Origin of the sequence: Pseudomonas sp. HLMP, assembly GCF_046365545.1 — a bacterium.
GTDB lineage: Bacteria > Pseudomonadota > Gammaproteobacteria > Pseudomonadales > Pseudomonadaceae > Aquipseudomonas > Aquipseudomonas guariconensis_B.
Genome location: NZ_JBDLLR010000001.1, coordinates 3,968,174 through 3,993,720 on the forward strand (window position 1 = coordinate 3,968,174; position 25,547 = coordinate 3,993,720).

21 protein-coding genes and 1 pseudogene are annotated in these 25,547 nt (G+C 64.2%); 8 read left to right on the forward strand and 14 right to left on the reverse strand.

Annotated elements, in window-relative coordinates:
* Positions 1-283: 283 nt before the first annotated feature.
* A complete protein-coding gene (gene mltF / locus ABFA30_RS18305; RefSeq protein ID WP_225787257.1) occupies positions 284-1,741 on the forward strand; it encodes a membrane-bound lytic murein transglycosylase MltF in 1,458 nt (485 codons plus the stop codon).
* Positions 1,742-1,775: 34 nt separating this feature from the next.
* On the opposite strand, the gene tadA is transcribed toward mltF, so the two are convergent.
* Complete coding sequence (gene tadA, locus ABFA30_RS18310; RefSeq protein ID WP_368816054.1) at positions 1,776-2,255, reverse strand: tRNA adenosine(34) deaminase TadA; 480 nt, start codon at positions 2,253-2,255, stop codon at positions 1,776-1,778.
* Complete coding sequence (locus tag ABFA30_RS18315) at positions 2,255-3,637, reverse strand: multicopper oxidase family protein (protein ID WP_410045774.1); 1,383 nt, start codon at positions 3,635-3,637, stop codon at positions 2,255-2,257. Before ABFA30_RS18315 ends, tadA begins: the two co-directional genes overlap by 1 nt.
* 204 nt (positions 3,638-3,841) lie before the next feature.
* On the opposite strand from ABFA30_RS18315, the gene ABFA30_RS18320 reads away from it, so the two are divergent.
* Entirely contained in the window at positions 3,842-6,517 is a 2,676-nt protein-coding gene (locus ABFA30_RS18320) for a dermonecrotic toxin domain-containing protein (RefSeq protein ID WP_410045775.1), read from the forward strand.
* Positions 6,518-6,770: 253 nt separating this feature from the next.
* Here the strand turns inward: ABFA30_RS18320 and ABFA30_RS18325 are convergent, their stop codons facing one another.
* The 6 genes and pseudogenes from ABFA30_RS18325 to ABFA30_RS18350 form a co-directional block, all read right to left on the reverse strand.
* The gene (locus tag ABFA30_RS18325) at positions 6,771-7,169 is read right to left on the reverse strand and encodes a type II toxin-antitoxin system death-on-curing family toxin (RefSeq protein WP_410045776.1); all 399 of its coding nucleotides are present in this window, start codon (positions 7,167-7,169) and stop codon (positions 6,771-6,773) included.
* Positions 7,169-7,339 (reverse strand): acetyltransferase, encoded by a 171-nt coding sequence (locus tag ABFA30_RS18330; protein WP_225787252.1) that lies wholly within the window; start codon positions 7,337-7,339, stop codon positions 7,169-7,171. The genes ABFA30_RS18325 and ABFA30_RS18330 overlap by 1 nt, the downstream gene beginning before the upstream one ends.
* Positions 7,340-8,030: 691 nt before the next feature.
* Entirely contained in the window at positions 8,031-9,608 is a 1,578-nt protein-coding gene (guaA, locus tag ABFA30_RS18335) for a glutamine-hydrolyzing GMP synthase (protein ID WP_225787251.1), read from the reverse strand.
* 125 nt (positions 9,609-9,733) lie between these two features.
* On the reverse strand, positions 9,734-11,203 hold the full coding sequence (gene guaB, locus ABFA30_RS18340) for an IMP dehydrogenase (protein WP_225787250.1): 1,470 nt from the start codon (positions 11,201-11,203) through the stop codon (positions 9,734-9,736).
* A 128-nt stretch (positions 11,204-11,331) separates the two neighbouring features.
* Entirely contained in the window at positions 11,332-11,892 is a 561-nt protein-coding gene (locus ABFA30_RS18345; RefSeq protein WP_368816057.1) for a sugar ABC transporter ATPase, read from the reverse strand.
* A 50-nt stretch (positions 11,893-11,942) separates the two neighbouring features.
* Positions 11,943-12,061 (reverse strand): annotated as a pseudogene (locus ABFA30_RS18350) (sulfite exporter TauE/SafE family protein); the annotation flags it as partial.
* A gap of 135 nt (positions 12,062-12,196) precedes the next feature.
* On the opposite strand from ABFA30_RS18350, the gene xseA reads away from it, so the two are divergent.
* The 3 genes from xseA (at position 12,197) to leuA (ending at position 16,402) form a co-directional block, all read left to right on the forward strand.
* Complete coding sequence (xseA, locus tag ABFA30_RS18355; RefSeq protein WP_368816058.1) at positions 12,197-13,576, forward strand: exodeoxyribonuclease VII large subunit; 1,380 nt, start codon at positions 12,197-12,199, stop codon at positions 13,574-13,576.
* A gap of 3 nt (positions 13,577-13,579) precedes the next feature.
* A complete protein-coding gene (locus ABFA30_RS18360) occupies positions 13,580-14,407 on the forward strand; it encodes a M23 family metallopeptidase (protein WP_253081236.1) in 828 nt (275 codons plus the stop codon).
* Positions 14,408-14,728: 321 nt separating this feature from the next.
* Entirely contained in the window at positions 14,729-16,402 is a 1,674-nt protein-coding gene (gene leuA, locus ABFA30_RS18365) for a 2-isopropylmalate synthase (RefSeq protein ID WP_225787245.1), read from the forward strand.
* 163 nt (positions 16,403-16,565) lie between these two features.
* Here leuA and ABFA30_RS18370 read toward each other — a convergent pair whose 3' ends face one another.
* The 6 genes from ABFA30_RS18370 to ABFA30_RS18395 form a co-directional block, all read right to left on the reverse strand.
* Positions 16,566-17,858 (reverse strand): OprD family porin, encoded by a 1,293-nt coding sequence (locus ABFA30_RS18370; RefSeq protein ID WP_410045777.1) that lies wholly within the window; start codon positions 17,856-17,858, stop codon positions 16,566-16,568.
* A gap of 137 nt (positions 17,859-17,995) precedes the next feature.
* Positions 17,996-19,309, reverse strand: a complete 1,314-nt coding sequence (locus ABFA30_RS18375; protein WP_225787243.1) for an MFS transporter — start codon at positions 19,307-19,309, stop codon at positions 17,996-17,998.
* A gap of 204 nt (positions 19,310-19,513) precedes the next feature.
* Entirely contained in the window at positions 19,514-20,155 is a 642-nt protein-coding gene (locus ABFA30_RS18380; RefSeq protein ID WP_225787242.1) for an N-carbamoylsarcosine amidohydrolase, read from the reverse strand.
* A 14-nt stretch (positions 20,156-20,169) separates the two neighbouring features.
* Positions 20,170-20,922, reverse strand: a complete 753-nt coding sequence (locus tag ABFA30_RS18385; protein WP_225787241.1) for an Asp/Glu racemase — start codon at positions 20,920-20,922, stop codon at positions 20,170-20,172.
* Between the two features lie 13 nt (positions 20,923-20,935).
* Entirely contained in the window at positions 20,936-21,742 is an 807-nt protein-coding gene (gene nicD, locus ABFA30_RS18390) for an N-formylmaleamate deformylase (protein ID WP_253081239.1), read from the reverse strand.
* Positions 21,739-22,887 (reverse strand): FAD-dependent monooxygenase, encoded by a 1,149-nt coding sequence (locus ABFA30_RS18395; RefSeq protein WP_253081240.1) that lies wholly within the window; start codon positions 22,885-22,887, stop codon positions 21,739-21,741. Before ABFA30_RS18395 ends, nicD begins: the two co-directional genes overlap by 4 nt.
* A gap of 329 nt (positions 22,888-23,216) precedes the next feature.
* On the opposite strand from ABFA30_RS18395, the gene ABFA30_RS18400 reads away from it, so the two are divergent.
* The 3 genes from ABFA30_RS18400 to ABFA30_RS18410 all read left to right on the forward strand — a co-directional run bounded on the left by ABFA30_RS18400 (position 23,217) and on the right by ABFA30_RS18410 (position 25,540).
* The gene (locus tag ABFA30_RS18400; RefSeq protein WP_225787238.1) at positions 23,217-24,269 is read left to right on the forward strand and encodes a 2,5-dihydroxypyridine 5,6-dioxygenase; all 1,053 of its coding nucleotides are present in this window, start codon (positions 23,217-23,219) and stop codon (positions 24,267-24,269) included.
* Between the two features lie 85 nt (positions 24,270-24,354).
* Complete coding sequence (locus ABFA30_RS18405; RefSeq protein ID WP_225787237.1) at positions 24,355-24,837, forward strand: MarR family winged helix-turn-helix transcriptional regulator; 483 nt, start codon at positions 24,355-24,357, stop codon at positions 24,835-24,837.
* A gap of 235 nt (positions 24,838-25,072) precedes the next feature.
* Complete coding sequence (locus ABFA30_RS18410) at positions 25,073-25,540, forward strand: (2Fe-2S)-binding protein (RefSeq protein WP_253090597.1); 468 nt, start codon at positions 25,073-25,075, stop codon at positions 25,538-25,540.
* Positions 25,541-25,547: the final 7 nt, after the last annotated feature.

Sequence of the window (25,547 nt, forward strand, 5' to 3'; positions counted from 1 at the left end):
TTAAGCCTGATGTGACATCGATTGGGGCTGCCTTGCAGCCCTTCGCGGGCAAGCCCGCTCCCACAGGATCGTGCATTTGCAGCGTACTTGTGGGAGCGGGCTTGCCCGCGAAGGGCCGCAAGGCGGCCCCAATTGATTAAAGTGAACAGCATTAGGCAGTGCACGGCCTGCTTTCCCCTACAGCTCGCCGCTGGGAGATAAGTAGCTTGAAGCTTGCCGCTAGCAAACCTATGGCCCGTTGTCGAGATATGGCGCGACCGGTCCTTTGCGTATACTGCAAGCTATGTTCGCCCACACTGCTTTGCGCCAGCGCTGCGCCAGATGGCTCTTCGCAACCGGACTCTTCCTGATGCTCGGTGCCTGTGTTGAAAAACCCAGCACCCTCGAGCGCGTCAAGGAGGACGGTGTGCTGCGCGTGATCACCCGCAACAGCCCGGCTACCTACTTCCAGGACCGCAATGGCGAGACCGGCTTCGAGTACGAGCTGGTCAAGCGGTTCGCCGACGATCTCGGCGTGGAACTGGAGATCGAGACCGCCGACAACCTCGACGAGCTGTTCGACCAACTGGGCAAGCCCTCCGGTCCGGTGCTGGCCGCCGCCGGCTTGGTCAGCAGCGAGCGGCGCAGCGCCCAGGCGAAATTCTCCCACCCTTACCTCGAGGTGACCCCACAGGTCATCTACCGCAACGGCCGCTCCCGGCCCACCAGCGTGAAAGGCCTGATCGGCAAGAAGATCCTGGTGCTCAAGGGCAGCAGCCATGCCGAGCAACTGGCCGAACTGAAAAAGCAGAATCCCACGTTGGAATACGAAGAGTCCGACGCAGTGGAAGTGGTCGACCTGCTGCGCATGGTCGACGAGGGCCAGATCGACCTGACCCTGGTGGACTCCAACGAACTGGCCATGAACCAGGTGTACTTTCCCAACGTGCGCGTGGCCTTCGACCTGGGCGACACCCGCGATCAGCGCTGGGCAGTGGCCGCCGGCGAAGACAACAGCCTGCTCAACGAGATCAACGCCTTTCTCGACAAGGCCAAGAAGAACGGCACGCTGCAACGCCTGAAGGAGCGCTACTACGGTCATGTCGATGTACTCGGCTACGTCGGCGCCTACACGTTCGCCCAGCACCTGCAGCAGCGCCTGCCCAAGTACGAGAAGTACTTCAAGGCCAGTGCCAAGGTCGAGCAGGTCGACTGGCGCCTGCTGGCGGCGATCGGCTACCAGGAGTCCCTGTGGCAGCCGGAGGTCACCTCCAAGACCGGTGTGCGCGGCCTGATGATGCTCACCCAGCGCACCGCCCAGGCCATGGGCGTGTCCAACCGCCTGGACCCGAAGCAGAGCATCCAGGGCGGCGCCAAGTACTTCATGGTCGTCAAGGCCCAGCTCGACGACAGCATCAAGGAGCCGGACCGCACCTGGTTCGCCCTGGCCGCCTACAACGTCGGCAGCGGCCACCTGGAAGACGCGCGCACGCTGGCTAGGCGCGAGGGGCTGAACCCGAACAAGTGGCTGGACGTGAAGAAGATGCTGCCACGCCTGTCGCAGAAGCAGTGGTACAGCAAGACCCGCTACGGCTATGCCCGCGGTGGGGAGCCGGTGCACTTCGTGGCCAACATCCGCCGTTACTACGACATCCTCACCTGGGTGACCCAGCCGCAGCTCGAAGGCCAGGTGGCCGAGGGCAGCCTGCATGTGCCGGGGGTCAACAAGGACAAGCCGGCGGAACAGTCGCCGCCGATGTAGTGCCGGGCGACCGGTGGTGGAGGCCCAGACCGGCTCAGGCCTTCGTCCTGCGTGCCTTGAAGAACTCGCTCAGTATCTGCCCGCACTCCTCGGCCAGCACCCCGCCTTCATAGATCACCCGATGGTTGAGAAACCCCTGGGTGAAGAACTGCCCCTGGCTCTGCACGACCCCCGCCTTCGGCTCCAGTGCCCCATACACCACCCGCGCCACCCGTGAGTGCACGATCAGGCCGGCGCACATGCTACACGGCTCCAGGGTCACGTACAGGGTGCTGCCGGGCAGGCGGTAGTTGCTCGCCGCCCTGGCCGCCGCGCGAATGGCGACCATCTCGGCATGGGCGCTGGGGTCGCTGTCGGCGATCGGCCGATTGAAGCCCTGCCCGATGACTTGCCCGTGCTGCACCAGCACCGCGCCCACCGGCACTTCGCCCATGGCCGCCCCTTCGGCGGCCAAGGCCAGGGCCAGACGCATGAATTCCTGGTCGCGGCTGCGATCGATGATCTGCGGGCGCATCAGACCACCGCGATCGCGGCCATCAGGCCGGTTTCCATGTGGTCGATGACGTGGCAGTGGAACATCCAGGTCCCTGGGTTATCCGCCACCAGTGCCACCTGGGCACGCTCGTTCTTGCCCAGCAGGTAGGTGTCGGTGAACCAGGGCTCGACGATCTTGTGGCGATTGGAGGCGATCACCTTGAAACTCATGCCGTGCAGATGGATAGGGTGCTGGTACTGGGTCATGTTCTTCAGTTCGAAGATATAGCTCTTGCCCTTCTGCAGGGTAGCGATCGGTCGATCGGCACAGGTCTTGTCGGTGATGTCCCAAGCCTGGCCGTTGATCTGCCACAAGCTTGGAGGCTTGCCGTCCTCGGTGCCGACCGACACCTTGCCGGCCCACTCGAAGTTGAAGTTGAGCTTCTCGGCGTTCGCCAGGTCCGGCTCAGCGACCGGATTGGGCGGCAGGGGCTTGGGCCAGTCGCCGGGAGCTTCGTCGCTGACCACCGAGCGCAGGGTGCCCAGGCGCACGAAACCATCGCGCAGGGAGATCTCCTCGCCGGCCTGGGGAATGCGGATGGCCAGGCAGATGCGCATGCCCGGGCCGAGCCAGTAGTCCTTGCCCAGGGGCCGTGGCGTGACGGGGTTGCCATCCAGGGCATAGATCATCGCCTCGCAGTTGCCCTTGAGGTTGATGCGGTAGGTCCAGGTGTTGTCCAGGTTGAGCAGGCGCACCCGCACCACCTGGCCGGCCGGCAGCTCGGTGACCGCCCCGGCCTGGCCGTTGATGGTGATCAGGCGCCCGGCGGTGCCGTTGCGCGCCGCCTCGCGGGCAACGCTGAACGGCATCCAGGCGCCCTGCTCGTCCACGTGCCAGGTCTTCAGGCTCAGGGTGCGTTCATGACGAAACCCCGTGGGCTCGCGCTCCTCGACGATCAGCGGGCCGACCAGGCCGCGGCCCAGTTCCTCGGAGCTGCTGACGTGGGGGTGGTACCAATAGCTGCCAGCGTCCGGGACGCGGAACTTGTAGTCGAAGAACTCGCCCGGCTTGACCGGCAATTGCGACACGTAGGGCACGCCGTCCATTTCCAGCGGCAGGCGGATGCCATGCCAGTGAATGGTCGTCTCGACCGGCAGGTGATTGATGAAGCGTACCCGCAGCCAAGTGCCCTGGCGTACCCGCAGCTCGGTGCCCGGGGCCGATGGGCCGAAGGCCCAGGCCTCGGTCTTGAAGCCGGGCACCAACTCGACGTCCAGGGGTGCGGCGATCAATTCGTAGTCGTGCCCGGCGTTCTCGTCCTCCACCTTGCCCAGCCAGTAGCGGGCGGCGCCCCCGGCGCCCAGGCCAACCACCACCAGGCCGGTCAGGCCCTTGAGCATTTGTCGACGGGTGAAGGACATCGGTGCAGGTACCTCGTTTTTCGCGATCAATCTGCCAGCAGAGCTGGCAAGGAAGGGCGAATACGATACACCTGCAGTTGAGAAAGATTAAGTGAAGACTTGTACCTCGGGCCGGACGCGATGTCGCATCCAGCATTAAGTACCACCCCCACCACGACCGTTCCAACCATCTTGTGCGCCCCTTGAACCACCGCGAGTACGCTCATGATCTTTACCGAACGGCAGAAGCAGGATCACCAAACCCTGAACCTGATGGCGACCCAGGTAAGCACCTCTTGCCCCGACCTGCGCCAGATGGCCCGGGATATCGCCAAAGCGCTCCTGACCCAACATGGTTTCACGGCACTGGATCCCGACCGGGTGTACTTCCATCGCTTCCATACCGCCTCCAGCAGCCCCCGCACATTCAATGGCTGGCAGCATCATGAAAAGCCCTACCAATCGCTGACCCTGCCACAGCTGGTGATGCATCGCTTCGACGCGGCCGAGCAGGACAATGCCGACCTGCTCGGCAACTACACAGGTTTCTACACCTCAGGCCCAGGGGCCCAAGCCTACGATGAACGCAACGAAGTCCCCCTGGCCCCCAAGGCCGTACTCGAGGCGTTCTGGAAGATCGATTTCAGCAGTGCCTTCCATCAACGCCTCGATGCCTTCTGGGCACAGCATGCCGATGACTACCGAACCCTGGCCAAATCCATGTTCCTGGGCAAGGTCCTGGAAGCCTGCGCACATGACGCCCACAGTAGCCTGGCCAAGAGAGCACGCCAGATCGCCGAGGCCTTGACGGGCGTGCGGACCTGGCCTGCCTCCCTACAGGAGTTGCGCCAGCAGGTCGTGCCCTCGACAGAGGTACGCCTGTGCACCTTCGACATAGGCGGACACGTCGCCAGCGATATCCTCAGGGTGGTGATGAGTGATGGCTGCCAGTTGCTCTACCTGCCAGGTGAAGACGAGGCGCTGCAACTGTTCGCCAGTGACCGGGAGCTTCATGCGTGGGTCCTGGCCAATACCCGGGAAACGCAAGGCAAGGTCCGCTTCATGGGCCACTTCCCGCTGGCGAGCCAAAAGGAGAATGCCCCCAACGTGGGGCTCGGTCACCTGCTGGATGTCATGAGGTGCCAGTGGGACGCCGCACATCCCGATGGCCTGAACACGCGGGACACGACGCTGCACGTGGATGCTTTCAGCCACCTGCGCGATGCCGCTCGCCAGCGCATGCTCGAAGATGCTCACTTCGCCTTGCGCTCCAACGCAGACCTGCGCAAACAGCTGTGGATCGGTTACCTAGGGGCCTTCTCCAAGGTCTTCGGCCCCATGGCCGCCCTGGACTGGCCAGTGGCGCTGGCCGCCGTCGGCGCAGGCCTGGCCGAGACAGGCCTGGATATCGACCAGGCGATCAACGGCCACACCACCGCCGAGCGTCAGGCGGGCGTCACGGGGGCCATACTCGCCGGCATCAATACCTTGTTCAACGCCACTTTCCTGGTTGCCGCCGGTGTGAACGTCACGGGCGAGCTGGCCCCCATCGAGGAAGCCGGCGAACAGGTCACGCTCCCCGAGGAAAACCAGCCCCCGGGCGAAGAACTCGATCCCGCCACCCCGGACGAGATCCAGGCCTGGGTTCCGGAAGATTTCAGGCCGAGCGATCTCGCACGGCGGATGCAGACGCTAGAAAGCAACGATATCCTGCGCAATGCCCCGGCAAACGCACCGTTCAAGGGCATCCTGGTACAGGACGGCAAGCAGTACGCGATGGTTGGCGACCTCGTCTACCAGGTACGTTTCGTCGGAGAACTGGATACCTGGGTCATCATCGATCCAGAAAACCCCTACGCGTTCTCAGGCAGCATCCCCATTGCCCCGGATACCGAAGGCCGCTGGCAACCTATCGACAGCATAGGGCTCAAGGGCGGCGGAATACCGAGGTTCCTGCTCAAGGCATGGGGCCGGTTACGGCCAAGGCCTGCCCTGCCACCCCTGGCCCCCACCCCCTACGACGTAGCGGAAATCGAGCGTCCGGCCTTGGCGCCTGCGACCAGAGGCGGCCTGAGGCTCGCCCTGGAAGACCCCGACAGCGGCCATCCCTATTCGGTCTATAGGCAACTGCGCGACCGCTTGGCCGCTGACGCACAGGGCTTCTTTTCTTCGTTTCACGCCCCTGCCCGCCCAACGATTCCCGAGCTACCCAGTACAGCCACAAACAAGGAGATCATCCGCACGCTTTACCAGGAAAGCGACGGTCTGGTGATCGGCGAGTCACATACCCAACGCGGCGCCAAGCAGCTCTTGATCAAGAACATGCGGCAACTCAAGAAACAGGGGGTGGATGTACTCTACATGGAGCACTTCACGACCGATTTCCACCAGGTCGATCTCGACCTGTTCAACCGAACCGGGATGTTGTCGGCCGAACTCAAGGCCTATGTGGAGGATTTCGACGCCCAAGCCACCCTCGCCGAATCGACGCCCCACACCATGAAGAACGTGCTGTACGAGGCCCACCGGCAGAACGTACGCGTACAAGCCATCGACTGCCTTGCCTCGTACGTCCAAGCCTGGGACGTGCAGCCCTCTTCGACCATTCGCCAGGAAATGATGAACTACTTCGGCCATGTGGTCATCGAGGCCGACCAGACGCGACGCGGGGCCGGAAAATGGATCGCCCTCGCGGGCAACTCCCATGCCAATACCTTCATGGGCACTCCCGGCCTGAGCGAGCTGGAGGGGGTTATCGGCTTGCGGGTCGAAGACGTCGAGATCGACCAGGCAGGCGGCATTGGCAACGATCCCGGCTTCTGGGAGGAGGTGGAGGGGGAGCCGTTATTCGTCAAGAACGACCTGCTCCTGCAAGTTCCTCTCCTTCGCCCCTGGATGTAGGTACGACGGCCCTGCCCCTGAGCGCCATGGCGACAACTCGCGTCAGAGTGCCGCCATGGCACTCCAGCGAATCGTACGCCCTGAAACCCAAAAGCCCGCAATCATGCGGGCTTCTTGGATGTTTCTCACCAGTGGGGACCGGTCAACGCCGATTCCACTTCATTATCAATAGAATAAAAAAACCATATAAGCGGCTATTGCCCATCGTGACTACAACGAATCAAGACAGTGAATCTGAAAGGACTTCCTAGCACTACGCCTGATTTTGAGAAGCTATGAAAGAGGAGTAGAGAATATCGGCGAAATCATGCCCGTTGATATCGCCAGTAACCAAATCCCTAACGGCATCCGCTAGCAGATCATTGTCTAAGGTTATTTCATAATCATTGAGCGAAAGGTACTCCAAGCCGACTGCAAGCCCGGTGCGCTTGTTAGCATCAGGGAGTGCGTGGCCTCGCGCGATACTGGCTGTGTATTTAGCGGCAATTTCAAACACATCGTCGAGGCCATCATAGGCGACCGCATTGTCGATTCGGGCCAGCGCGCCCTGCAAGATCGGAATGCTCACCGCCCCCTTCATGCCGGGCTCGGTAGTCAAGATTTGAGTATTTATCTCAATGACACGTTCAAATGGAAAGAAGATCAATTCCATTACATGTCAGCCAGCTTCTGAAAGGTTTTCCTGTGAGTTCTGAGAGCGAGCTTGGTTTCTGAATAAACGATCTGCTTCCCCAAGTCGCCGCCCAAATCCAGCTTCTTGGTGGCTTTAATTTTAGGCCTTTCTACTATGGATACGCCATAGGTGTTCAGCTTGTGGTTCATGGCTTGGGTACCCCAAACGGCTTGATCAATTTCTACTCGCAAGGTAGCACACGAGGAGGCAAGACGCACCGAGCCGTCGACTTAAGGTACAGAGGAGGTTGTCCGGCATTTTTTTGGCCTGTCGGCGACCGCTCCTGACCGATCGAGGCAAAAAGGGGACTGATTTATTTTCCACTTGTTCATCAGCCTGCTGGGCGTCGTGCTGGTGCACACGACGCGTTGGCGTGAGGAACGCGCCGCCATGGGCCTATGGCCTGCCGCTGCCGGGCATGCCGGCGGTGGCGACGCTGTGGCAGAAGCATGTGCATTCCGAGGCAGCGCTAAGGATGCTGCCCACCCTGTGGTTGCAGTGCGTGGTAGCGACAGGTGCATTCGCCTGACTGGCGAGCTTGGAGGGCAGCTTGATGCAGTGGCAAGCACCGGATTCACGCTGAGCGTGCTGTGGACGGCTGCGCTGTCCATCCTTGGCGGCTCTATGGGCTTGGGCCATGTTTGATGAGCCGCTGTCGTGATGGATGTTGGTGGGCACTGGGGTGTCGGGGTTGAGGGTCTGCTTGGTGGCGCGGCGGAGCGGGTGCGGAGTTGAAGCCACGGGTGTGATACCCCACCTCAAAAACGCCGAAAGCCCGCAGTTACGCGGGCTTCCGGGGTGTTTTTTTACCGTTTGATCCGGTCTATGCCGGACGCGGGATCACTCCCACTCGATCGTGGCAGGCGGCTTGCTCGACACATCGTAGGTGACGCGGGAAATACCTTCGATTTCGTTGATGATACGGCCGCTGACGGTCTCCAGCAGCTCATAGGGCAGGTGCGCCCAGCGAGCGGTCATGAAGTCCACGGTCTCGACGGCGCGCAGGGCGACAACCCAGGCGTAGCGGCGGCCATCACCGACCACACCGACCGACTTCACCGGCTGGAACACCACGAACGCCTGACTGGTCTTGTGGTACCAGTCAGCCTTGCGCAGTTCTTCGATGAAGATGTGGTCGGCGCGACGCAGCAGGTCGGCGTATTCCTTCTTCACTTCACCGAGGATGCGCACGCCCAGGCCCGGGCCCGGGAACGGGTGGCGGTAGACCATGTCGTACGGCAGGCCCAGCTCCAGGCCGATCTTGCGCACTTCGTCCTTGAACAGCTCGCGCAGCGGCTCGACCAGCTTGAGGTTCATCTCCTCCGGCAGGCCACCGACGTTGTGGTGCGACTTGATCACGTGGGCCTTGCCGCTCTTGGCGCCGGCCGACTCGATCACGTCGGGGTAGATGGTGCCCTGGGCGAGGAACTGGATGTTCTCCAGCTTGCTGGCCTCGGCATCGAACACGTCGATGAAGGTGCGGCCGATGATCTTGCGCTTCTTCTCCGGGTCGCTCTCGCCCGCCAGGTTGGCCAGGAACTGGGCCTCGGCGTCGGCACGGATCACCTTGACGCCCATGTTCTCCTTGAACATGGCCATCACCTGGTCACCTTCGTGCAGGCGCAGCAGGCCGTTGTCGACGAACACGCAGGTCAGCTGGTCACCGATGGCGCGGTGCAGCAGCGCGGCGACCACGGAGGAGTCGACGCCGCCGGACAGGCCCAGCAGCACGTTGGCCGAACCGACCTGCTCGCGGACCTGGGCGATGGCGTCCTCGACGATGTTCGACGGGGTCCACAGGGCTTCGCAGCCGCAGATGTCCTGGACGAAACGCGACAGGATGCGCCCGCCTTGCTTGGTGTGGGTCACTTCCGGGTGGAACTGCACGCCGTAGTAGCCACGGGCATCGTCGAACATGCCGGCGATCGGGCAGCTCGGGGTGCTGGCCAGGATGTGGAAGTCTTCCGGCATCTGGGTGACCTTGTCACCGTGGCTCATCCACACGTCCAGGCCGAACACGCCGTCATCGTCAACATGGTCTTCGATGCCATCGAGCAGGCGGCTCTTGCCGACCACGTCGACGCGGGCATAACCGAACTCGCGCAGGTCGGAACCTTCGACCTTGCCACCCATCTGTTCGGCCATGGTCTGCATGCCGTAGCAGATGCCCAACAGCGGGACGCCCAGGTCGAACACCGCCTGCGGTGCGCGTGGGCTGTCGGCTTCGTGGACCGACTCGGGGCCGCCGGCGAGGATGATGCCGCGTGGGTTGAATGCGCGGATCGCTTCATCGTCCATGTCGAACGGATGCAGTTCGCAGTAGACCCCGATCTCGCGCACGCGGCGGGCGATCAGCTGGGTGTACTGGGAACCGAAATCGAGGATCAGGATACGGTGAGCGTGAATGTCGAGGGCCATGACTCAATCTCTGATACAGCTGCGAGCGTCTAGCCGCAAGCTGCAAGTTGATCGGGGGAAAACGCGGTAGCGGCTGCAGCGCAACTACCGCTTGTAGCTTGGAGCGCGTAACGGCGACTGGGCTGTCAGCCGACGCGGTAGTTCGGCGCTTCCTTGGTGATCTGCACGTCATGCACGTGGGACTCGGCCATGCCGGCACCGGTGATGCGCACGAATTCCGGCTTGGTGCGCATCTCGTCGATGGTCGCGCTGCCGGTGTAGCCCATGGAGGAACGCAGGCCGCCCATCAGCTGGTGGATGATCGCCGCCAGGGCGCCTTTGTAGGGCACACGGCCTTCGATACCTTCCGGCACCAGCTTCTCGGCACCGGCCGAGGAGTCCTGGAAGTAGCGGTCCGAGGAGCCCTGGGCCTGCGCCATGGCGCCCAGCGAGCCCATGCCGCGGTAGGCCTTGTAGGAACGGCCCTGGAACAGCTCGACCTCACCCGGGGCCTCTTCGGTACCGGCGAACATCGAACCCATCATGACGCAGGAGGCGCCGGCGACGATGGCCTTGGACAGGTCGCCGGAGAAGCGGATGCCGCCATCGGCGATCAGCGGGACGCCAGTCCCTTCCAGGGCGGCGGCGACGTTGGCGATGGCGCTGATCTGCGGCACGCCGACACCGGCGACGATACGGGTGGTGCAGATCGAGCCCGGGCCGATACCGACCTTGACCGCGTCGGCACCGGCTTCGGCCAGGGCCTTGGCAGCGGCGCCGGTGGCGATGTTGCCGCCGATCACCTGCACCTGCGGGTAGGTTTCCTTGACCCAGCGCACGCGGTCGATCACGCCCTTGGAGTGACCGTGGGCGGTGTCGACCACCACCACGTCGACGCCCGCGGCGACCAGGGCGGCAACGCGCTCGCCGGTGTCCTTGCCGGTACCGACGGCTGCGCCGACGCGCAGGCGGCCCTGGTCGTCCTTGCTGGCCAGCGGATAGGCCTTGGCCTTCTCGATGTCCTTGACGGTCATCATGCCCTTGAGGTTGAACTTGTCGTCGACGATCAGGACTTTTTCCAGGCGGTGCTTGTGCAGCAGCTCGCGGACTTCGTTCTTGTCGGCGCCCTCGCGCACGGTGACCAGGCGCTCTTTCGGGGTCATCACCTCGCGCACCTTGGCTTCCAGACGGCTTTCGAAGCGCACGTCACGGGAGGTGACGATACCGACCAGGTCGCCGTTCTCCAGCACCGGCACGCCGGAGATGTTGTTCAGGCGGGTCAGCTCGAACAGGTCGCGCACGGTGGCGTCGGCGTCGATGGTGATCGGGTCCTTGACCACGCCGGCCTCGAACTTCTTGACCTTGCGGACCTCGGCGGCCTGCTGCTCGATGGTCATGTTCTTGTGGATGATGCCGATGCCGCCTTCCTGGGCCATGGCGATGGCCAGGCGCGCTTCGGTCACGGTATCCATGGCGGCGGAGACCAGGGGAATGTTCAGCTCGATGCCACGGGTCAAACGGGTCTTGAGACTGACTTCATTGGGCAGTACCTCGGAATAGCCAGGTACAAGGAGGATATCGTCGAAGGTCAGGGCTTCTTGGCTGATACGCAGCATCGCGGGGGCTCCCGGGCGGGAAAAATGGAAGCGCGCCATTATACTCATCCACGCTGCCGCGCTCAATGCAAAATAAGGGCCTCTTGTCAGCTGCGAGCGTCGGGACCAAGCCGCTCGCCGCGCATGGCTCAGCGCTTGTCGCCCAGCTTCACCTGCACCACCGCCACCGGCTGGTCCAGCCAGTCGGCGAAGGTATCGAGGAAGGCCTGGGTGAAGCCGGCCTCGCCCCAGTTGTTGAAGATGAACCCCAGGTTGGAGAAGGCGCACGGCTGCAGGTAGAGGAAGCCGTTGATGTCGTCCTCGAAGCCGCATAGCGGGCAAGTGAAGTTGTCGCTCACCCCGGGCATCCACTCCTCCAGGCTCTCGAACAGCGGTTCGCCCACCTCACGCCGACATTCGGGGCAGCCGGCCTCCTCGAGAAAACCCTCGGTAGGGGTATAGATGCAGCGCTTGAGCACCACCTCCAGGCCGTTGATCGGCTCGCCGAAGGGCAGCTTCTGCGGGTGCAGCGCCACCTTGCGCGCGCCCTCGGCCAGGGCATGGCCCATGCGGTTGCCGGTACGCCCGCAGGTGCTCAGGTGTTCCTCGACGATCTTCTCGCGCACCAGCCAGCGCAGGATCGCCCGGGCGCGGGCTTCATGCACCGGCACGGTGGACAGTTTGGGGACGATGATGCTCTGGGTGTTCATGAACGAAACGGGCCTGCGGACTGCGGTAATGGCGCAATTCTACCGCCTGCTCACCTGCCCAGATAGCGACCGATCAACGCCACGCCGCTGGCCAGCACCAGCCAGGTGACAATCGGACGAAGGCCTCGCGCGACAGCCTCATGCTCAGCCGCCGTCCAACCCACAGCCCGGCGATCTGGAACAGCGACAGCCCAAGACACTGTGGGCTTGCCGGCGATAGGGCGCGAAGCGGCCCCAAATGACCGGCACGGGGACCTGCCGGCAACCGATGCACAACCCCGCCGCGTCCTTTATGATGCCCGCCATGATCAGAGACCCTTTCGAACGACTCGGCCTGGACCGCGAGGTCCTCACCGTCAGCCAGCTCAACGGCCGCGCCCGCGTGCTGCTCGAGGACGTGTTCCGCAGCGTCTGGGTGGAAGGCGAGATTTCCAACCTCGCCCGCCCGGCCTCCGGCCATGTCTACTTCACCCTCAAGGACAGCGGCGCCCAGGTGCGCTGCGCGCTGTTCCGGCAGAATGCCGCCCGCGTGCGCCAGGCCCTGCGCGACGGCCTGGCGGTGCGGGTGCGCGGCAAGGTCTCGCTGTTCGAGGGGCGTGGCGACTACCAGTTGATCCTCGACAGCGTGGAGCCGGCCGGCGATGGCGCCTTGCGCCTGGCCTTCGAGGCACTGAAGGAGAAGCTCGGCGCCGAAGGCCTGTTCAGCGCCGAACGCAAGCGCCCCTTGCCGGCCCACCCGCAGCGCATCGGCATCGTCACCTCGCCTACTGGCGCAGTGATACGCGACATCATCAGCGTCTTTCGCCGCCGCGCGCCCCAGGTCGAATTGAACCTGATCCCCACCGCGGTGCAGGGCCGCGAGGCCATCGGCCAGATCGTCCGTGCCTTGCAGCTCGCCGACAGCCGTGGTTTCGACGCACTGATCCTGGCCCGTGGCGGCGGCTCGCTGGAAGACCTCTGGTGCTTCAACGAGGAAGCCGTGGCCCGCGCCGTGGCGGCCTGCGTGACGCCCATCGTCAGCGCCGTGGGGCATGAGACCGACGTGTCGATCAGCGACTTCGTCGCCGACGTCCGGGCCCCGACCCCATCCGCCGCCGCCGAGTTGCTCGCCCCCGACAGCAGCGGCCTGCAGCAACGTCTCGAGAGCCTGCAACGGCGCCTGCTGCTGCGCATGCGCAACCGCCTGGCCCACGACCACCTGCGCCTGGAAAGCCTGGCCCGGCGCCTGCGTCACCCGGGCGAACGCCTGCGCCAGCAGGCCCAGCGCCTGGACGACTTGGACATGCGCCTGCGCCGCGCCTTCATGCTCGGCATGAACCAGCGCCACGAACGCCTGGCACGGCTCGACACACGCCTGTCCGCCCAGCACCCGGGGCGCACGCTGAAGCTGCTCGGCCAGCGCCTGGACAGCCTTGCCGAGCGCTTGCCGCGAGCCATGCGCGAAGTGCTCAAGGACCGTCGCCAGCGCTTCCAGGCCCAGTTGCAGACCCTGCAGGTGGTCAGCCCACTGGCGACCCTGGCGCGCGGCTACAGCATCCTGCTCGACGAGCGCGGCCAGGCCATTCGCAGCGCCGCCCAGACTCACAACGGCCAACGCCTGACCGCACGCCTGAACGAAGGCGAACTCAAGGTGCGGGTCGAGGACAATCACCAGACCCCGGTCACCCTTTCGCTACTGGACTGACACATGCCCCGCCTGCTCGCGCCCCTGCTCGCCCTGACCCTCCTGCTGCTCGGCACCAGTGCCCAGGCCAGCTACATCACCCGCCAGTTGAACAAGCCGGTACCTGGCGGCGTCGCGGTGGTCGACCTTGGCCCGGCAGCCAGCGCCCCGAGCGCACGCTTCGACGGCAAGCCGGTGCTGGTGGTCAAGGAGCAGGGCACCTGGCTGGCCATCGTCGGCATCCCCCTGACCCAGCAGCCCGGCACCGCCGTGCTCACCCAGGGCGGTCGCACCCTGCCCTTCACCGTCGTCGGCAAGAAGTACCCCGAGCAGCGCATCACCTTGAAGAACAAGCGCCAGGTCAACCCCAACCCCGAGGACCTCAAGCGCATCGACCGCGAACTGGCCGAACAGCTCAAGGCCTACCGCAGCTTCAGCCCCAACCTGCCGAGCAACCTGATCCTCGACAAGCCGGTCAACGGCCCGCTGTCGAGCCGCTTCGGCGTACGCCGTTTCTTCAATGGCGAGGAACGCAACCCGCACGCCGGGCTGGACTTCGCCGTGCCCGCCGGCACGCCGATCAAGACCCCGGCCAACGGCAAGGTGATCCTGGTGGGCGACTATTTCTTCAATGGCCGCACGGTGTTCGTCGACCATGGCCAGGGCTTCATCAGCATGTTCTGCCATATGTCCAGGATCGACGTGAAACCCGGCCAGGTGCTGCGCCGCGGCGAAGTGGTCGGCCGTGTGGGCGCCACCGGCCGGGCGACCGGGCCGCACATGCACTGGAATATCAGCCTGAACGATGCACGGGTGGACCCGGCGATCTTCATCGGGGCGTTCCAGCCCTGAGATTGGCGACATTGGGCCGCTTGCGCCCCTTGAAAAGACCGCGCAACCAACGCGGTCTTTTTGCACCCAGCAAGCGATAAAATCTCGAAAACCTACTTTTTTTGAGCATTTCTATCAATTTTTCTCGAAGGCTTGCCATCCTTCACCCCACTGGTTAGGGTTGAAGACATGAAAACGTCCACGACCCTCATTCTGCTCCGCCAACACCGCAGCCTCTGCCTGGTCAGTGCACGACTACCAGGGTGAATCGCGTCGCCTCGCCTTTTCATCTCGTTACGTCCGGCAGGCCCGATCACGGCCGCACACTAAAGGATTGCTTCCATGACCATGCTCAAAGACCCTTCGAAGAAATACCGCGCGTTCCCGACCATCGACCTGCCCGACCGTACCTGGCCGTCGAAGACCATCACCCAGGCGCCGATCTGGTGCAGCTCCGACCTGCGTGATGGCAACCAGTCGCTGATCGAGCCAATGGACTCGGAGAAGAAGCTGCGTTTCTGGAAGACCCTGGTGCAGGTAGGCGTCAAGGAAATCGAAGCGTCCTTCCCGTCCGCCTCGCAAACCGACTTCGACTTCGTGCGCACGCTGATCGAGGACGGCCACATCCCGGACGACACCACCATCCAGGTGTTGACCCAGGCCCGTGAAGACCTGATCGCCCGGACCTTCGAGTCCCTGCGCGGGGCCAAGAAGGCCATCGTCCACCTGTACAACGCCACCTCGCCGTCGTTCCGCCGCATCGTCTTCAACCAGGACAAGCAAGGCGTGAAGGACATCGCGGTGAACGCGGCCAAACTGTTCGTCAAGTACGCCGCCCAGCAGCCGGAAACCCAGTGGACGTTCCAGTACTCGCCGGAGACCTTCAGCGCCACCGAACTGGAGTTCGCCAAGGAAGTCTGCGACGCGGTGATCGAGGTGTGGAACCCGACCCCCGAGCACAAGATCATCCTCAACCTGCCGGCCACCGTCGAAGTGGCGACGCCGAACGTCTACGCCGACCAGATCGAGTGGTTCTGCCGCAACATCAGCCGTCGCGACAGCGTGATCATCAGCCTGCACACCCACAATGACCGTGGCACCGGCATCGCCGCCACCGAGCTGGGCCTGATGGCCGGCGCCGACCGCGCCGAAGGCTGCCTGTTCGGCAACGGCGAGCGCACCGGCAACGTCGACCTGGTCACCCTGGCCCTGAACCTCTACACCCAGGGCATCGACCCGCAACTGGACTTCTCCGACATCGACGGCGTGCGCAAGGTGGTCGAGGAGTGCAACCAGCTGCCGGTGCACCCGCGTCACCCGTACGTCGGCGACCTGGTCCACACCGCCTTCTCCGGCTCGCACCAGGACGCCATCCGCAAAGGCTTCGCCCAGCAGAAGGACGGCGAACTGTGGGAAGTGCCTTACCTGCCGATTGACCCGGCCGACATCGGCCGCAGCTACGAGGCGGTGATCCGCGTCAACAGCCAGTCCGGCAAGGGGGGCATCACCTACCTGCTCGAGCAGGAGTACGGCATCAGCCTGCCGCGCCGCATGCAGATCGAGTTCAGCCAGGTGGTACAAGGCGAAACCGACCGCCTGGGCCTGGAAATGACCGCCCAGCAGATCTACAGCCTGCTGCACAAGGAATACCTCCAGGCCAACACCCCGTACGCGCTGGTCAGCCATCGCCTGCAGGAAGAAAACGGCCACAGCGCGGTGGAAGTGGAAGTCGCCGGTGAAGGCGAGACCACCCTGCACTGGCGCGGCAAGGGCAACGGCGCCCTGGAAGCCCTGGTCGCCGGCTTGCCGATCGGTGTGGAGATCATGGACTACAACGAGCACGCCATCGGTGCCGGTACCAATGCCAAGGCCGCGGCCTACATCGAGCTGCGCGTGGCCGGTGGCCGTCCGGTGCATGGCGTGGGCATCGACGAAAACATCACCACCGCCAGCTTCAAGGCCCTGTTCAGCGCGCTGAACCGCTCGCTGAGCCAGCAAGCAGCGAAGGCGGCATAAGTCACACCGCAACATGCAAAGCCCCTGTCGAAAGACAGGGGCTTTCTTGTGCTCGACAGTTAGAGCGAAACGTAATTCGTTGATTTGGGCAAACCCTGTGGACATTCCGTCAACCGAATGTTCTGCGTGCGGCAGCGCTGCCCGGAGGGCTGGGTCATCTCCCTCAGAACAACTTGATCGTATAGCTCAGGATCAACCGGTTCTCATCGATATCCGTGCGGTAGTTCGATCGCGCCACCACGTTGCGGATACGTACGCCAACGCCCTCCAACGGCCCACTCTGCACCACATAGGCCAGGTCCAGGTCGCGCTCCCAGTCACGCCCCTCGAAGCCCAACCCCGTCTCCACGTCCTTGCCCTTCACATAGCGCAAGGTCGACGTCAGCCCAGGAGTCCCCAGCACCACGAAGTTGTAGTCATGCCGGACCTGCCACGAGCGCTCGCCCGGGGCGGCGAACTCGTAGGTGGGCAGCGTGTTGCCCAGCGGGTTGGTGTTGGCGCCGACCTGGATGAAGCCGTCGTCGCCACCGATCTGCTGGTAGCCCAGGTAGAAGGTATGCCCGCCGTGCTTGGCGGAGAACAAACCGAACAACGCATGGTTGTCGTACTCGCCGGCGATCTGCCGGCCGTCCTCGCGGGCATCGAAGTAACCTGCGTTGACCCCCAGCACCCAATCCCCCACCGGCTCGGCATGCTTGAAGCTGTAGAAACGCTGCTGGTAGATGTCCTCGAGTTGCGCCTGCCACACCCCGACACTGGTGCGGTTGTCGTTGAAGGCATAGTCGGCGCCGACGTAGTTGAAGCGGTCGCTGGTGAAACGGGCCAGGCGCTGCGGGTTGATCGGGTCGTTGACCAGGGCATACATCTTCTGGTCGTTGGACGAGTCGCGCAGGCGGGTGGAGCGGAACTGGCCCGCGCTCAGGGTCAGCCCCGGGAACTCGCGGGATTCGAGCATCGCGCCCTGGTAGGTCGGTGGCAACAGGCGCAAGTCGCTGAACACCAGCACCGGCAGGTTCGGCATTAGCTCGCCGATCTTCAGTTCGGTCTTGGAGGCCTTGAACTTGATCGCCGCACCCAGGCGGCCGTACTCGTCCGCCGACTCACCGTCGGCGTGCGTGGGCAACAATCCCGACCTGGCCCGGTCAGGGCTGCTGTCGAGCTTGATGCCGAGCAGGCCGATGACATCGACACCGACGCCGACCGTACCCTGGGTATAGCCGGAGCTGGCATTGAGGATGAAGCCCTGTGCCCATTCCTCGGTCTTCGATTGCCTGTTCGCCCCCTGGATATCGGAATAATCGCGGCTGAAGTAATAGTTGCGGGCTTGCAGGGTGGCCTGGGCACCTTCGATGAAACCGGCTTGCTCGGCGACCGACTCACCGCACAGGGCGGCGGCCAGGCAACCGCCAGTCAGGCGAACGGCCGGGTTGAGACGCTGTGACATTCGGGCATGCATGGAACGACTCCTGGATTTCGGGCAATGGCGATCCGTCGCGGTGGCCTGGGGCCAACCACGGGCGGAGTGCGACAAGGGGGATCGGCAAGCGGACCCAGGGCCCGCCTGCACTGCCGTTACGAAAGCCGGTCGGCCGCCTAGCGGTTGACCAGCTTGGCCGGCAAGGCGATCACCAGGAAGCAGCTGAGGATCAGGCAGCCTGCGAACACCCACAGCGCGGCATGGGAGGTGCCGGTAAGGTCGGTCACCAGGCCCATCAGCGAGTTGCTCACCAGGCCCGCGATGTTGGCCAGCGAGCAGGCCAGGGCGAAGCCGGTGGCCGCGGCGGTACCCTTGAGGAACGTCGCCGGCAGGCTGAAGAACACCGGTACCGCGCCGATGATCGCAGCCGAGGCGATGGAGAACAGCACCACGGTCACCACCAGGTTGTAGCTGAACAGGGTACTGCCGGCCATGGCGAACGCACCGATGACGAAGGGCACGATGATGTGCCAGCGGCGTTCGCGATGACGGTCGGAGCTCGCACCGATCATCAGCATGCCGAGCAAGGCGGCAAGGCTGGGGATGGCGGTCAGCAGGCCGATGTGGAAGGTGTCGCTGACGCCCGCGTCGCGGATGAAGGTCGGCATCCAGAAGCCCATGGCATAGGCGCTGAGCAGGATGGAAAAGTCGATGCCACCGAGCATCCACACCTTCAGGTTGAAAAAGCCATCGCGGAAACTGTGCTTGCTGCCCTTCCCTTCCGCGTCATCGGCGGCGAGATCGCTGGCCAGTTGCGCCTTGTCGTCCTCCGACAGCCACTTGGCCTGCTGGAAGTTGTTGGGCAGCGCCCAGAAGGTCAGGATGCCGAGCAGCACACTCGGGATCGCCTCCAGCAAGAACAGCCATTGCCAGCCGTGCAAACCGTGCACCTGGTCGAAATGGCCCATGATCCAGCCGGAGATCGGCCCGCCGATCACGCTCGACAGCGGCAGCCCGATCATGAACAGGGCGATGATGCGCCCACGCCGGTAGGTCGGGTACCACATGGTCAGGTAGTACAGCACGCCCGGCAGGAAGCCCGCCTCGGCGGCCCCCAGCAGGAAACGCAGGATATAGAACTGGGTGGTGCTGGTGACGAACATGGTGCAGGCCGAGAGCAGGCCCCAGGTGATCATGATACGGGCGATCCAGATCTTCGCACCGACACGCTCGAGGATCAGGTTGCTGGGCACTTCGAAGATGATGTAGCCAACGAAGAACAGCCCGGCGCCCAGGCCATAGGCCGCGGTGCTGAACTGCAGGTCTTCGAGCATCTGCAGCTTGGCGAAGCCGACGTTGATGCGGTCGAGATAAGCGGCGAGATAGCAGAAGCACAGGAAGGGGATGAGCCTCCATGTGATCTTTCGATAAAGCGCTTGTGTGCCATGGTCGGCTTCGCTATGGACCGTGGTTGCATTCGCAATGGGCATTTTCTGTCTCCTGGCGGCGACTTGTGGTTGTTGTATAGGCCAGCAGTTTTCGACGCTCCGGGAGCGCCGCGAACTACAAGCGACTTTCCAGGGCAGCGTCACAAGATCCCCGAGCGCTCCTGCGGGGAGGTCGCCCAGACAGCAGGCGGCCAGGGAACGGGCTTCCCGCGCCGTTCCTCGATTGTTATGGGTGCGCCGGTCGAGTCAGCCGGCCAGGCGCGCCAGTTGTTCCATGGCTTCCTGCCGACTGACGACATCGCCGTACTTGCTGTCGATGTCGAACAGGTTGGCCTCGTGGGGAGCGGGATGGCGATCGCCCACGCATTCACGAACCACGATGGTACGGAACCCATGCTGCACGGCGTCCACCGCGCTGGCACGGATGCAGCCGCTGGTGGAGCAGCCGGCCAGCACCACGGTGTCGACCCCTTGTGCATGCAGCAGCGAGGCCAGGCTGGTACCGAAGAAGGCACTGGCGTACTGCTTGCTGATCACCGGCTCCCCTGGCCGTGGCGCCACCGGGGCGCAGAACGCCGCCAGCGGGTTGCCCTCGACCATGTCCTTCATCACCGGCGCCTTGCGCACCCAGATACCCCCATCGGCGAAATGCCCAGGCTGGTAGCGGATGTTGGTATGCACCACCAGGGTACCGCAGCCACGGGCCAGTTCCAGCAGGCCAGCGGCCTGCTCCACCGCCGACACCACGCCCGGGGCGTAGAGCGGCGCACCTGGTGTGGTGTAGCCCTGCATGAAGTCGATCAGCAGCAAGGCAGGCTTGCGGCCGAAGCCGATGCGCTGGCCCCACACGCCCTGGTAGTTGTCGCTTGCACTCTGCACGTCGCTCATTTCCGCCTCCCGACTCAGTAGGCGCCCGACAGCAAGGCACCGGCACCCGGCACCACTGGCTCCAGGTCCAGGGCCTTGAGCATGGCGTAGGTGGTGGCGATGGCCGCAGTGACCACCGGCTTGCCGGTCTGCGCCTCGACCTTGGCCACCGCCGACAGCGACTGCATCTGCACGCAGGCCGACAGCACCACCACATCGACGCCTTCCAGGTCCATGTCGGCGACGATACCGGGCAGGTTGGCCGGGTCGTGGCGGGCCACGGCGAGGTTGTCGGGGATTTCCAGCGCGCGCCAGTCCTGCACCTCGAAGCCTTCTTCACGGATGTAGTTCACCACCAGTTCGGTGAGCGGCTTCATGTAGGGCGCGACGATGGCGATGCGCTTGGCCTTCATCACGTGCAAGGCTTCGACCAGGGCACCGGCGCTGGTGATCACCGGGGCCTGCGCCTCATTGTCGGCGGTGGCCTTTTGCAGGCGCTTTTCCGACTGGCGATGGTAGCCCAGCCCCATGGCCATGATCGCCACCAGGCAGGCGTAGCCCAGCACGTCGACCTTGGCGTCGGACAGCTCGACCGCGCAACGGTCGGACTCGGCGTCCATCGCCGCCAGCTCTTCCTTCTTCACCTGTTTCATGCGCATGCGGCTGGAGTGGAAGGTGAAACGCTCGGGGCGGATGGCCTGGCGCGCCATGAGCATCGCCGGGATCTCGGTTTCCATGGTGGTGTTCGAGCTCGGCACGATCTGGCCGATGCGATACAGCTTGGTCATGTTGCGTGCTCCTTCAGACGAGAGGTTGGCCGAGGAAATCGCCGAACGCGGCGAAGAAACCTTCAAGGTCATCCCAGGGAATCATGTGCCCGGCGTTGTCGACGTGAACCACCTGGATATCCGGCTTGAGCTCGCGGATCTCGGCGATGTCCTGGGGCTGGATCACGCCGCCGCGCCCGGCCACCATCAACAGTGCCGGCTGGCTCACGGCGGGCAGGTACTGGTGGATATCCACCTCGTGGAAGTCCTCGAAGGCGCGCACGATCGCCGGCTCATGGCAGGTGTGCAGCCACTCGGCGCGCAGTTGCAGTTGCTCGTCGCTCCAGGTTGGGCAGAACGCACGCATGTCGTCGCCGGTCATGCCGATGCTGGCCTGGCGGATCGAGTCCACGTACCACGGCAGCTTGCTCGGATACGCGCAGCGCCCCGGCCCGGAGACCGGCGGGTCCACCAGCACCAGGCGCTGCAGGCCCGGTGCGCCCGCGGCGGCGGCACGGATGGCGAAACGCGCCCCCATCGAGTGGCCGAGCAGGTCATAGTGCTCAAGGCCCAGGGCCTCGGCGAACGCCGGGATGTCCGCGGCGCAGGCATCGGTGCCATAGTCCAGGCCCGGACCGCTGGAGGACAGGCCACGGCCGCGCACGTCGAGCACGTAGGTGTCGAAGTGCTGGCCCAGGCGCTCGGCCACGAAGCCCCAGGTGATCGCCGGGCTGGTGATCCCCGGCACCAGGATCAGCGCCGGGCCCTTGCCACCGTAGCGCAGGTAGTGCTGGCGGATGCCGTTGGCACTGACGTTGCCACCCTCGACGAAGGTGCTCATGCCGCTTCCCCGCTCTTGAGCTGCTGGCCATAGAGGTCATAGCCATAGACCCACGCCGGATCTTCCTGGGTACGCAGGAAGGTGTTGGCGTTGGACACGGCCTGCACGCGTGAGGCGCGCTCCTTGCGGTTGGCCTCGTACAGGGCGAAGGCGGTGTGGTGGTCGGACAGCCCGGTTTCCTCCAGGCAGCGGGTCAGCATGGCGGCATCCTCGATGGCCATGCAGGCGCCCTGGGCCATGTGCGGCTTCATCGGGTGACAGGCGTCGCCCAGCAGCACCAGGCGGCCACGGCTCCACAGCGGCAGCGGGTTGCGGTTGCGCAGCGGCCACTTGGTGATCGACTCGGTGGAGCGGATCAGGTTCTGCACCGTCGGGTGGTAACCCTCGAAGGCCGCCAGCATCTCTTCCTGGCTGCTGTCGACGAACGGGCCCTGGAAGTCCCAGGCCTCGTGCGGCACGCCGGTGACGAAGTAGTACTCGTCCCGCTTGCCGGTGGTGTAGTAGACCATCATGTGACGGTCCTCGGTCCACCACTTCACGCAGTCTTCGAACACGTCCGAATAGCGCGCCAGTCGCTCGCCGCGGATCAGCGCCCGGTGGGCGACCCAACCGCTGTAGATCGGTGCTTCGGCGCCCAGCAGCGCTTCGCGGATCTTCGAGTGGATGCCGTCGGCACCGATGACGATGTCAGCCACGGTGCTGGTGCCGTCGGCGAAGGCCAGGCGCACCTGGTCGCCATCATCGACGATGCTTTCCAGGCGCTTGCCGAAGTGCACGGTGCCCGGCTTGATGGCGGCGATTTGCAAGGCATGCAGGTCGCCACGGTGAATGGTGATGTACGAGGCGCCGTACTCGCGACGGGCGAACTCGCCAAGGGGAATGCGCGACAGGTAGTCGCCGCTCAGGCCGTCGCGGCTGAACCAGAAGTCCGGGTGGGAGCTCATCAGCTCCAGCTTCTGCTCCAGCCCCATGCGGCGGAAGATCTTCATCACGTTCGGGCCGATGTGGATACCGGCGCCCAGCCGGGTGAACTCCGGTGCCTGCTCATAGACCTCGACGTCGAAGCCTGCCTGCTGCAACAACGTCGCGGCGGCCGCACCACCCAGCCCTGCACCGACGATCGCGATTTTCTGTCTACCCCGCATGGGCATGTCTCCTCTTGTTCTGATGGATCGCAAGCGGGAGGTCCCGCCTGGCGATTTACAGTGTATACGCTCTATTTTTTCAAAGTGAAGATGCTGCATCAGGATATTTTCAAACAACCGATTGAAGTCGACGAACGGCCTACTGTTACCGTATATATTGATAAATGTGTGCTTTCGTAACGAACCAATACAGTGCTTGCGCTTTGTTCTGGGATGCGCTTTTCTATTGCAAATAGGGCGTACACACTATTTATAAGCACTACAACGAAGCACGCGGCACCACCATGGTGCAACGGCCTCCCCCTTCACGCCTGACCAGGAGAAACCCGATGCCGGTTAGCAACGCAGAACTGACCCAGATGTTCGAGCACGTGCTCAAGCTGTCCCGCGTGGACGAAACCCAGAGCGTGGCCGTGCTCAAGAGCCACTATTCCGACCCACGCACGGTGAACGCGGCGATGGAAGCGGCGCAGCGCCTGAAGGCCAAGGTCTATGCGGTGGAGCTGCCGTCGTTCAACCACCCCAGGGCCATGGGCAACGACATGACCGCCTACTGCGGCGACACGGCGCTCACCGGCAACCTCGCCGCCCAGCGCGCCCTGGAAGCCGCCGACCTGATCGTCGACACCATGATGCTGCTGCACTCCCCCGAGCAGGAGCAGATCCTCAAGACCGGCACGCGCATCCTGCTGGCCGTGGAGCCGCCGGAAGTGCTGGCGCGGATGCTGCCGAACGAAGAGGACAAGCGTCGCGTGCAGGCCGCCGAGGCCATGCTCAAGCAGGCGCGCACCCTGCACGTGCGCTCCAAGGCCGGCAGCGATTTCCATGCCCCGCTGGGCCAGTACCCGGCCGTCACCGAATACGGCTACGCCGACGAACCCGGGCGCTGGGACCACTGGCCCAGCGGCTTCCTGTTCACTTGGCCGAACGAGGACAGCGCGGAGGGCACCCTGGTGCTGGACGTGGGCGACATCCTGCTGCCGTTCAAGACCTACTGCCGCGAACGCATCACCCTGGAGATCGAGAAGGGTTTCATCACCGGCATCCACGGTGGCTTCGAGGCCGAGTACCTGCGCGACTACATGAAATACTTCGACGACCCCGAGGTGTACGGCATCTCCCATATCGGCTGGGGCCTGCAACCCCGCGCCCAGTGGACCGCCATGGGCCTGCACGACCGCAACGACGGCATGTGCATGGACGCCCGCGCCTTCTATGGCAACTTCCTGTTCTCCACCGGCCCCAACACCGAGGTCGGCGGCAAGCGCAAGACGCCGTGCCACATGGATATCCCGCTGCGCAACTGCGACATCTACCTCGACGACCAGGCCGTGGTGCTGGCCGGCGACGTGGTCGCCCCCGAGGCCTCCAAAGCCCGCTAGCCCTGACCCGCGGCTTGGTTATACTGGCCGGACGCTCCGCTACCGGGGGCCGGCCAGCCCCCCTCCACACAAGCCAAGCCATCACATGCCCAGAAAACCCAGCCCAGCTCCCGCCGCCCCACAGATCGACGCCACGCCCTACGATGTCACCGAACAGATCGGCCACCTGCTGCGCAAGGCCTATCAGCGGCACACGGCGATCTTCCAGCAGCAGGCCTGCGACCCGCAGCTCACCTCGATCCAGTTCGTCACCCTGTGCGCCCTGCGCGACAACGGCCCCAGCTCCCAGGCCGAGCTGATCAAGGCCACCGCGGTGGACCAGGCGACCATTCGTGGCATCGTCGAGCGCCTCAAGAGCCGTGGCCTGATCCAGCTGTCGCCAGACCCAGGCGACCGGCGCAAGGTCATCGTCGAACTCACCGAGGCGGGCAACACCCTGCTCGACGCCATGATTCCCTGCGCCCGCCGGATCAGCGAACTGAGCATGGGCAGCCTGAACGCGGCGGAGCAGGTGGCGATCCTGTTCCTGCTGCGCAAGATGATCGACAGCGACGAGTCGGCTGGCTGATCCGTCCTGGGGCAGTTTTCTTCACAAGCGTTCATGCCATTCGGGGCCGCTTCGCGCCCCATGATGGCAACGCACGACTTGACTGACTGACATAGCCGCAATCATCCCTGGCCTGCTTCTTGCCTACTCATTTCATGTAGTGAGTACTTACCGAAAAAACGCACCCGTTGAGTCCTTTGGTAGCGCCCCGGTACTCGCCCATGAACGGCAAGCAACCTCCAGAGATGAGCGAACCATGCAAAAAGACATCTCCCTGCGAGTCAACGGCCAGGCAGTCGAGGTCAGCGCGACGCCCGACACGCCACTGCTCCTGGTCCTGCGCAACGACCTGTGCCTGAACGGCCCGAAATACGGCTGCGGCCTGGGCGAATGCGGCGCCTGCACGGTGATCATCGACGGTGTCGCGGCACGCGCCTGCGTGATCCCGCTGTCCGGTGCCGAAGGCCGCGATATCACCACCCTCGAAGGGCTCGGCAGCAAGGCCGCGCCGCACCCGGTGCAGCAGGCGTTCATCGACGAGCAGGCAGCGCAATGCGGCTACTGCATGAACGGCATGATCATGACCGCCAAGGCCCTGCTCGACCGCATCCCCAACCCCAACGACGAACAGATCCGCAACGAGCTGTCCGGCAACCTCTGCCGCTGCGGCACCCACGTCGAAATCCTGCGCGCCGTGCGTCGCGCAGCCGGCCGCCAGGCCTGAGCCCGGA

What these genes read in the sequence shown, in the direction of transcription:
- ABFA30_RS18320 (WP_410045775.1), top strand. Translation starts at nt 3,842, where the DNA reads ATGATCTTTACCGAACGGCAGAAGCAGGATCACCAAACCCTGAACCTG.
- mltF (WP_225787257.1), top strand. Translation starts at nt 284, where the DNA reads ATGTTCGCCCACACTGCTTTGCGCCAGCGCTGCGCCAGATGGCTCTTC.
- ABFA30_RS18370 (WP_410045777.1), bottom strand. Translation starts at nt 17,858, where the DNA reads ATGCATGCCCGAATGTCACAGCGTCTCAACCCGGCCGTTCGCCTGACT.
- ABFA30_RS18395 (WP_253081240.1), bottom strand. Translation starts at nt 22,887, where the DNA reads ATGCGGGGTAGACAGAAAATCGCGATCGTCGGTGCAGGGCTGGGTGGT.
- ABFA30_RS18380 (WP_225787242.1), bottom strand. Translation starts at nt 20,155, where the DNA reads ATGAGCGACGTGCAGAGTGCAAGCGACAACTACCAGGGCGTGTGGGGC.
- guaB (WP_225787250.1), bottom strand. Translation starts at nt 11,203, where the DNA reads ATGCTGCGTATCAGCCAAGAAGCCCTGACCTTCGACGATATCCTCCTT.
- ABFA30_RS18410 (WP_253090597.1), top strand. Translation starts at nt 25,073, where the DNA reads ATGCAAAAAGACATCTCCCTGCGAGTCAACGGCCAGGCAGTCGAGGTC.
- ABFA30_RS18360 (WP_253081236.1), top strand. Translation starts at nt 13,580, where the DNA reads ATGCCCCGCCTGCTCGCGCCCCTGCTCGCCCTGACCCTCCTGCTGCTC.
- ABFA30_RS18345 (WP_368816057.1), bottom strand. Translation starts at nt 11,892, where the DNA reads ATGAACACCCAGAGCATCATCGTCCCCAAACTGTCCACCGTGCCGGTG.
- ABFA30_RS18400 (WP_225787238.1), top strand. Translation starts at nt 23,217, where the DNA reads ATGCCGGTTAGCAACGCAGAACTGACCCAGATGTTCGAGCACGTGCTC.
- tadA (WP_368816054.1), bottom strand. Translation starts at nt 2,255, where the DNA reads ATGCGCCCGCAGATCATCGATCGCAGCCGCGACCAGGAATTCATGCGT.
- guaA (WP_225787251.1), bottom strand. Translation starts at nt 9,608, where the DNA reads ATGGCCCTCGACATTCACGCTCACCGTATCCTGATCCTCGATTTCGGT.
- ABFA30_RS18375 (WP_225787243.1), bottom strand. Translation starts at nt 19,309, where the DNA reads ATGCCCATTGCGAATGCAACCACGGTCCATAGCGAAGCCGACCATGGC.
- ABFA30_RS18330 (WP_225787252.1), bottom strand. Translation starts at nt 7,339, where the DNA reads ATGAACCACAAGCTGAACACCTATGGCGTATCCATAGTAGAAAGGCCT.
- ABFA30_RS18315 (WP_410045774.1), bottom strand. Translation starts at nt 3,637, where the DNA reads ATGTCCTTCACCCGTCGACAAATGCTCAAGGGCCTGACCGGCCTGGTG.
- xseA (WP_368816058.1), top strand. Translation starts at nt 12,197, where the DNA reads ATGATCAGAGACCCTTTCGAACGACTCGGCCTGGACCGCGAGGTCCTC.
- nicD (WP_253081239.1), bottom strand. Translation starts at nt 21,742, where the DNA reads ATGAGCACCTTCGTCGAGGGTGGCAACGTCAGTGCCAACGGCATCCGC.
- leuA (WP_225787245.1), top strand. Translation starts at nt 14,729, where the DNA reads ATGACCATGCTCAAAGACCCTTCGAAGAAATACCGCGCGTTCCCGACC.
- ABFA30_RS18385 (WP_225787241.1), bottom strand. Translation starts at nt 20,922, where the DNA reads ATGACCAAGCTGTATCGCATCGGCCAGATCGTGCCGAGCTCGAACACC.
- ABFA30_RS18405 (WP_225787237.1), top strand. Translation starts at nt 24,355, where the DNA reads ATGCCCAGAAAACCCAGCCCAGCTCCCGCCGCCCCACAGATCGACGCC.
- ABFA30_RS18325 (WP_410045776.1), bottom strand. Translation starts at nt 7,169, where the DNA reads ATGGAATTGATCTTCTTTCCATTTGAACGTGTCATTGAGATAAATACT.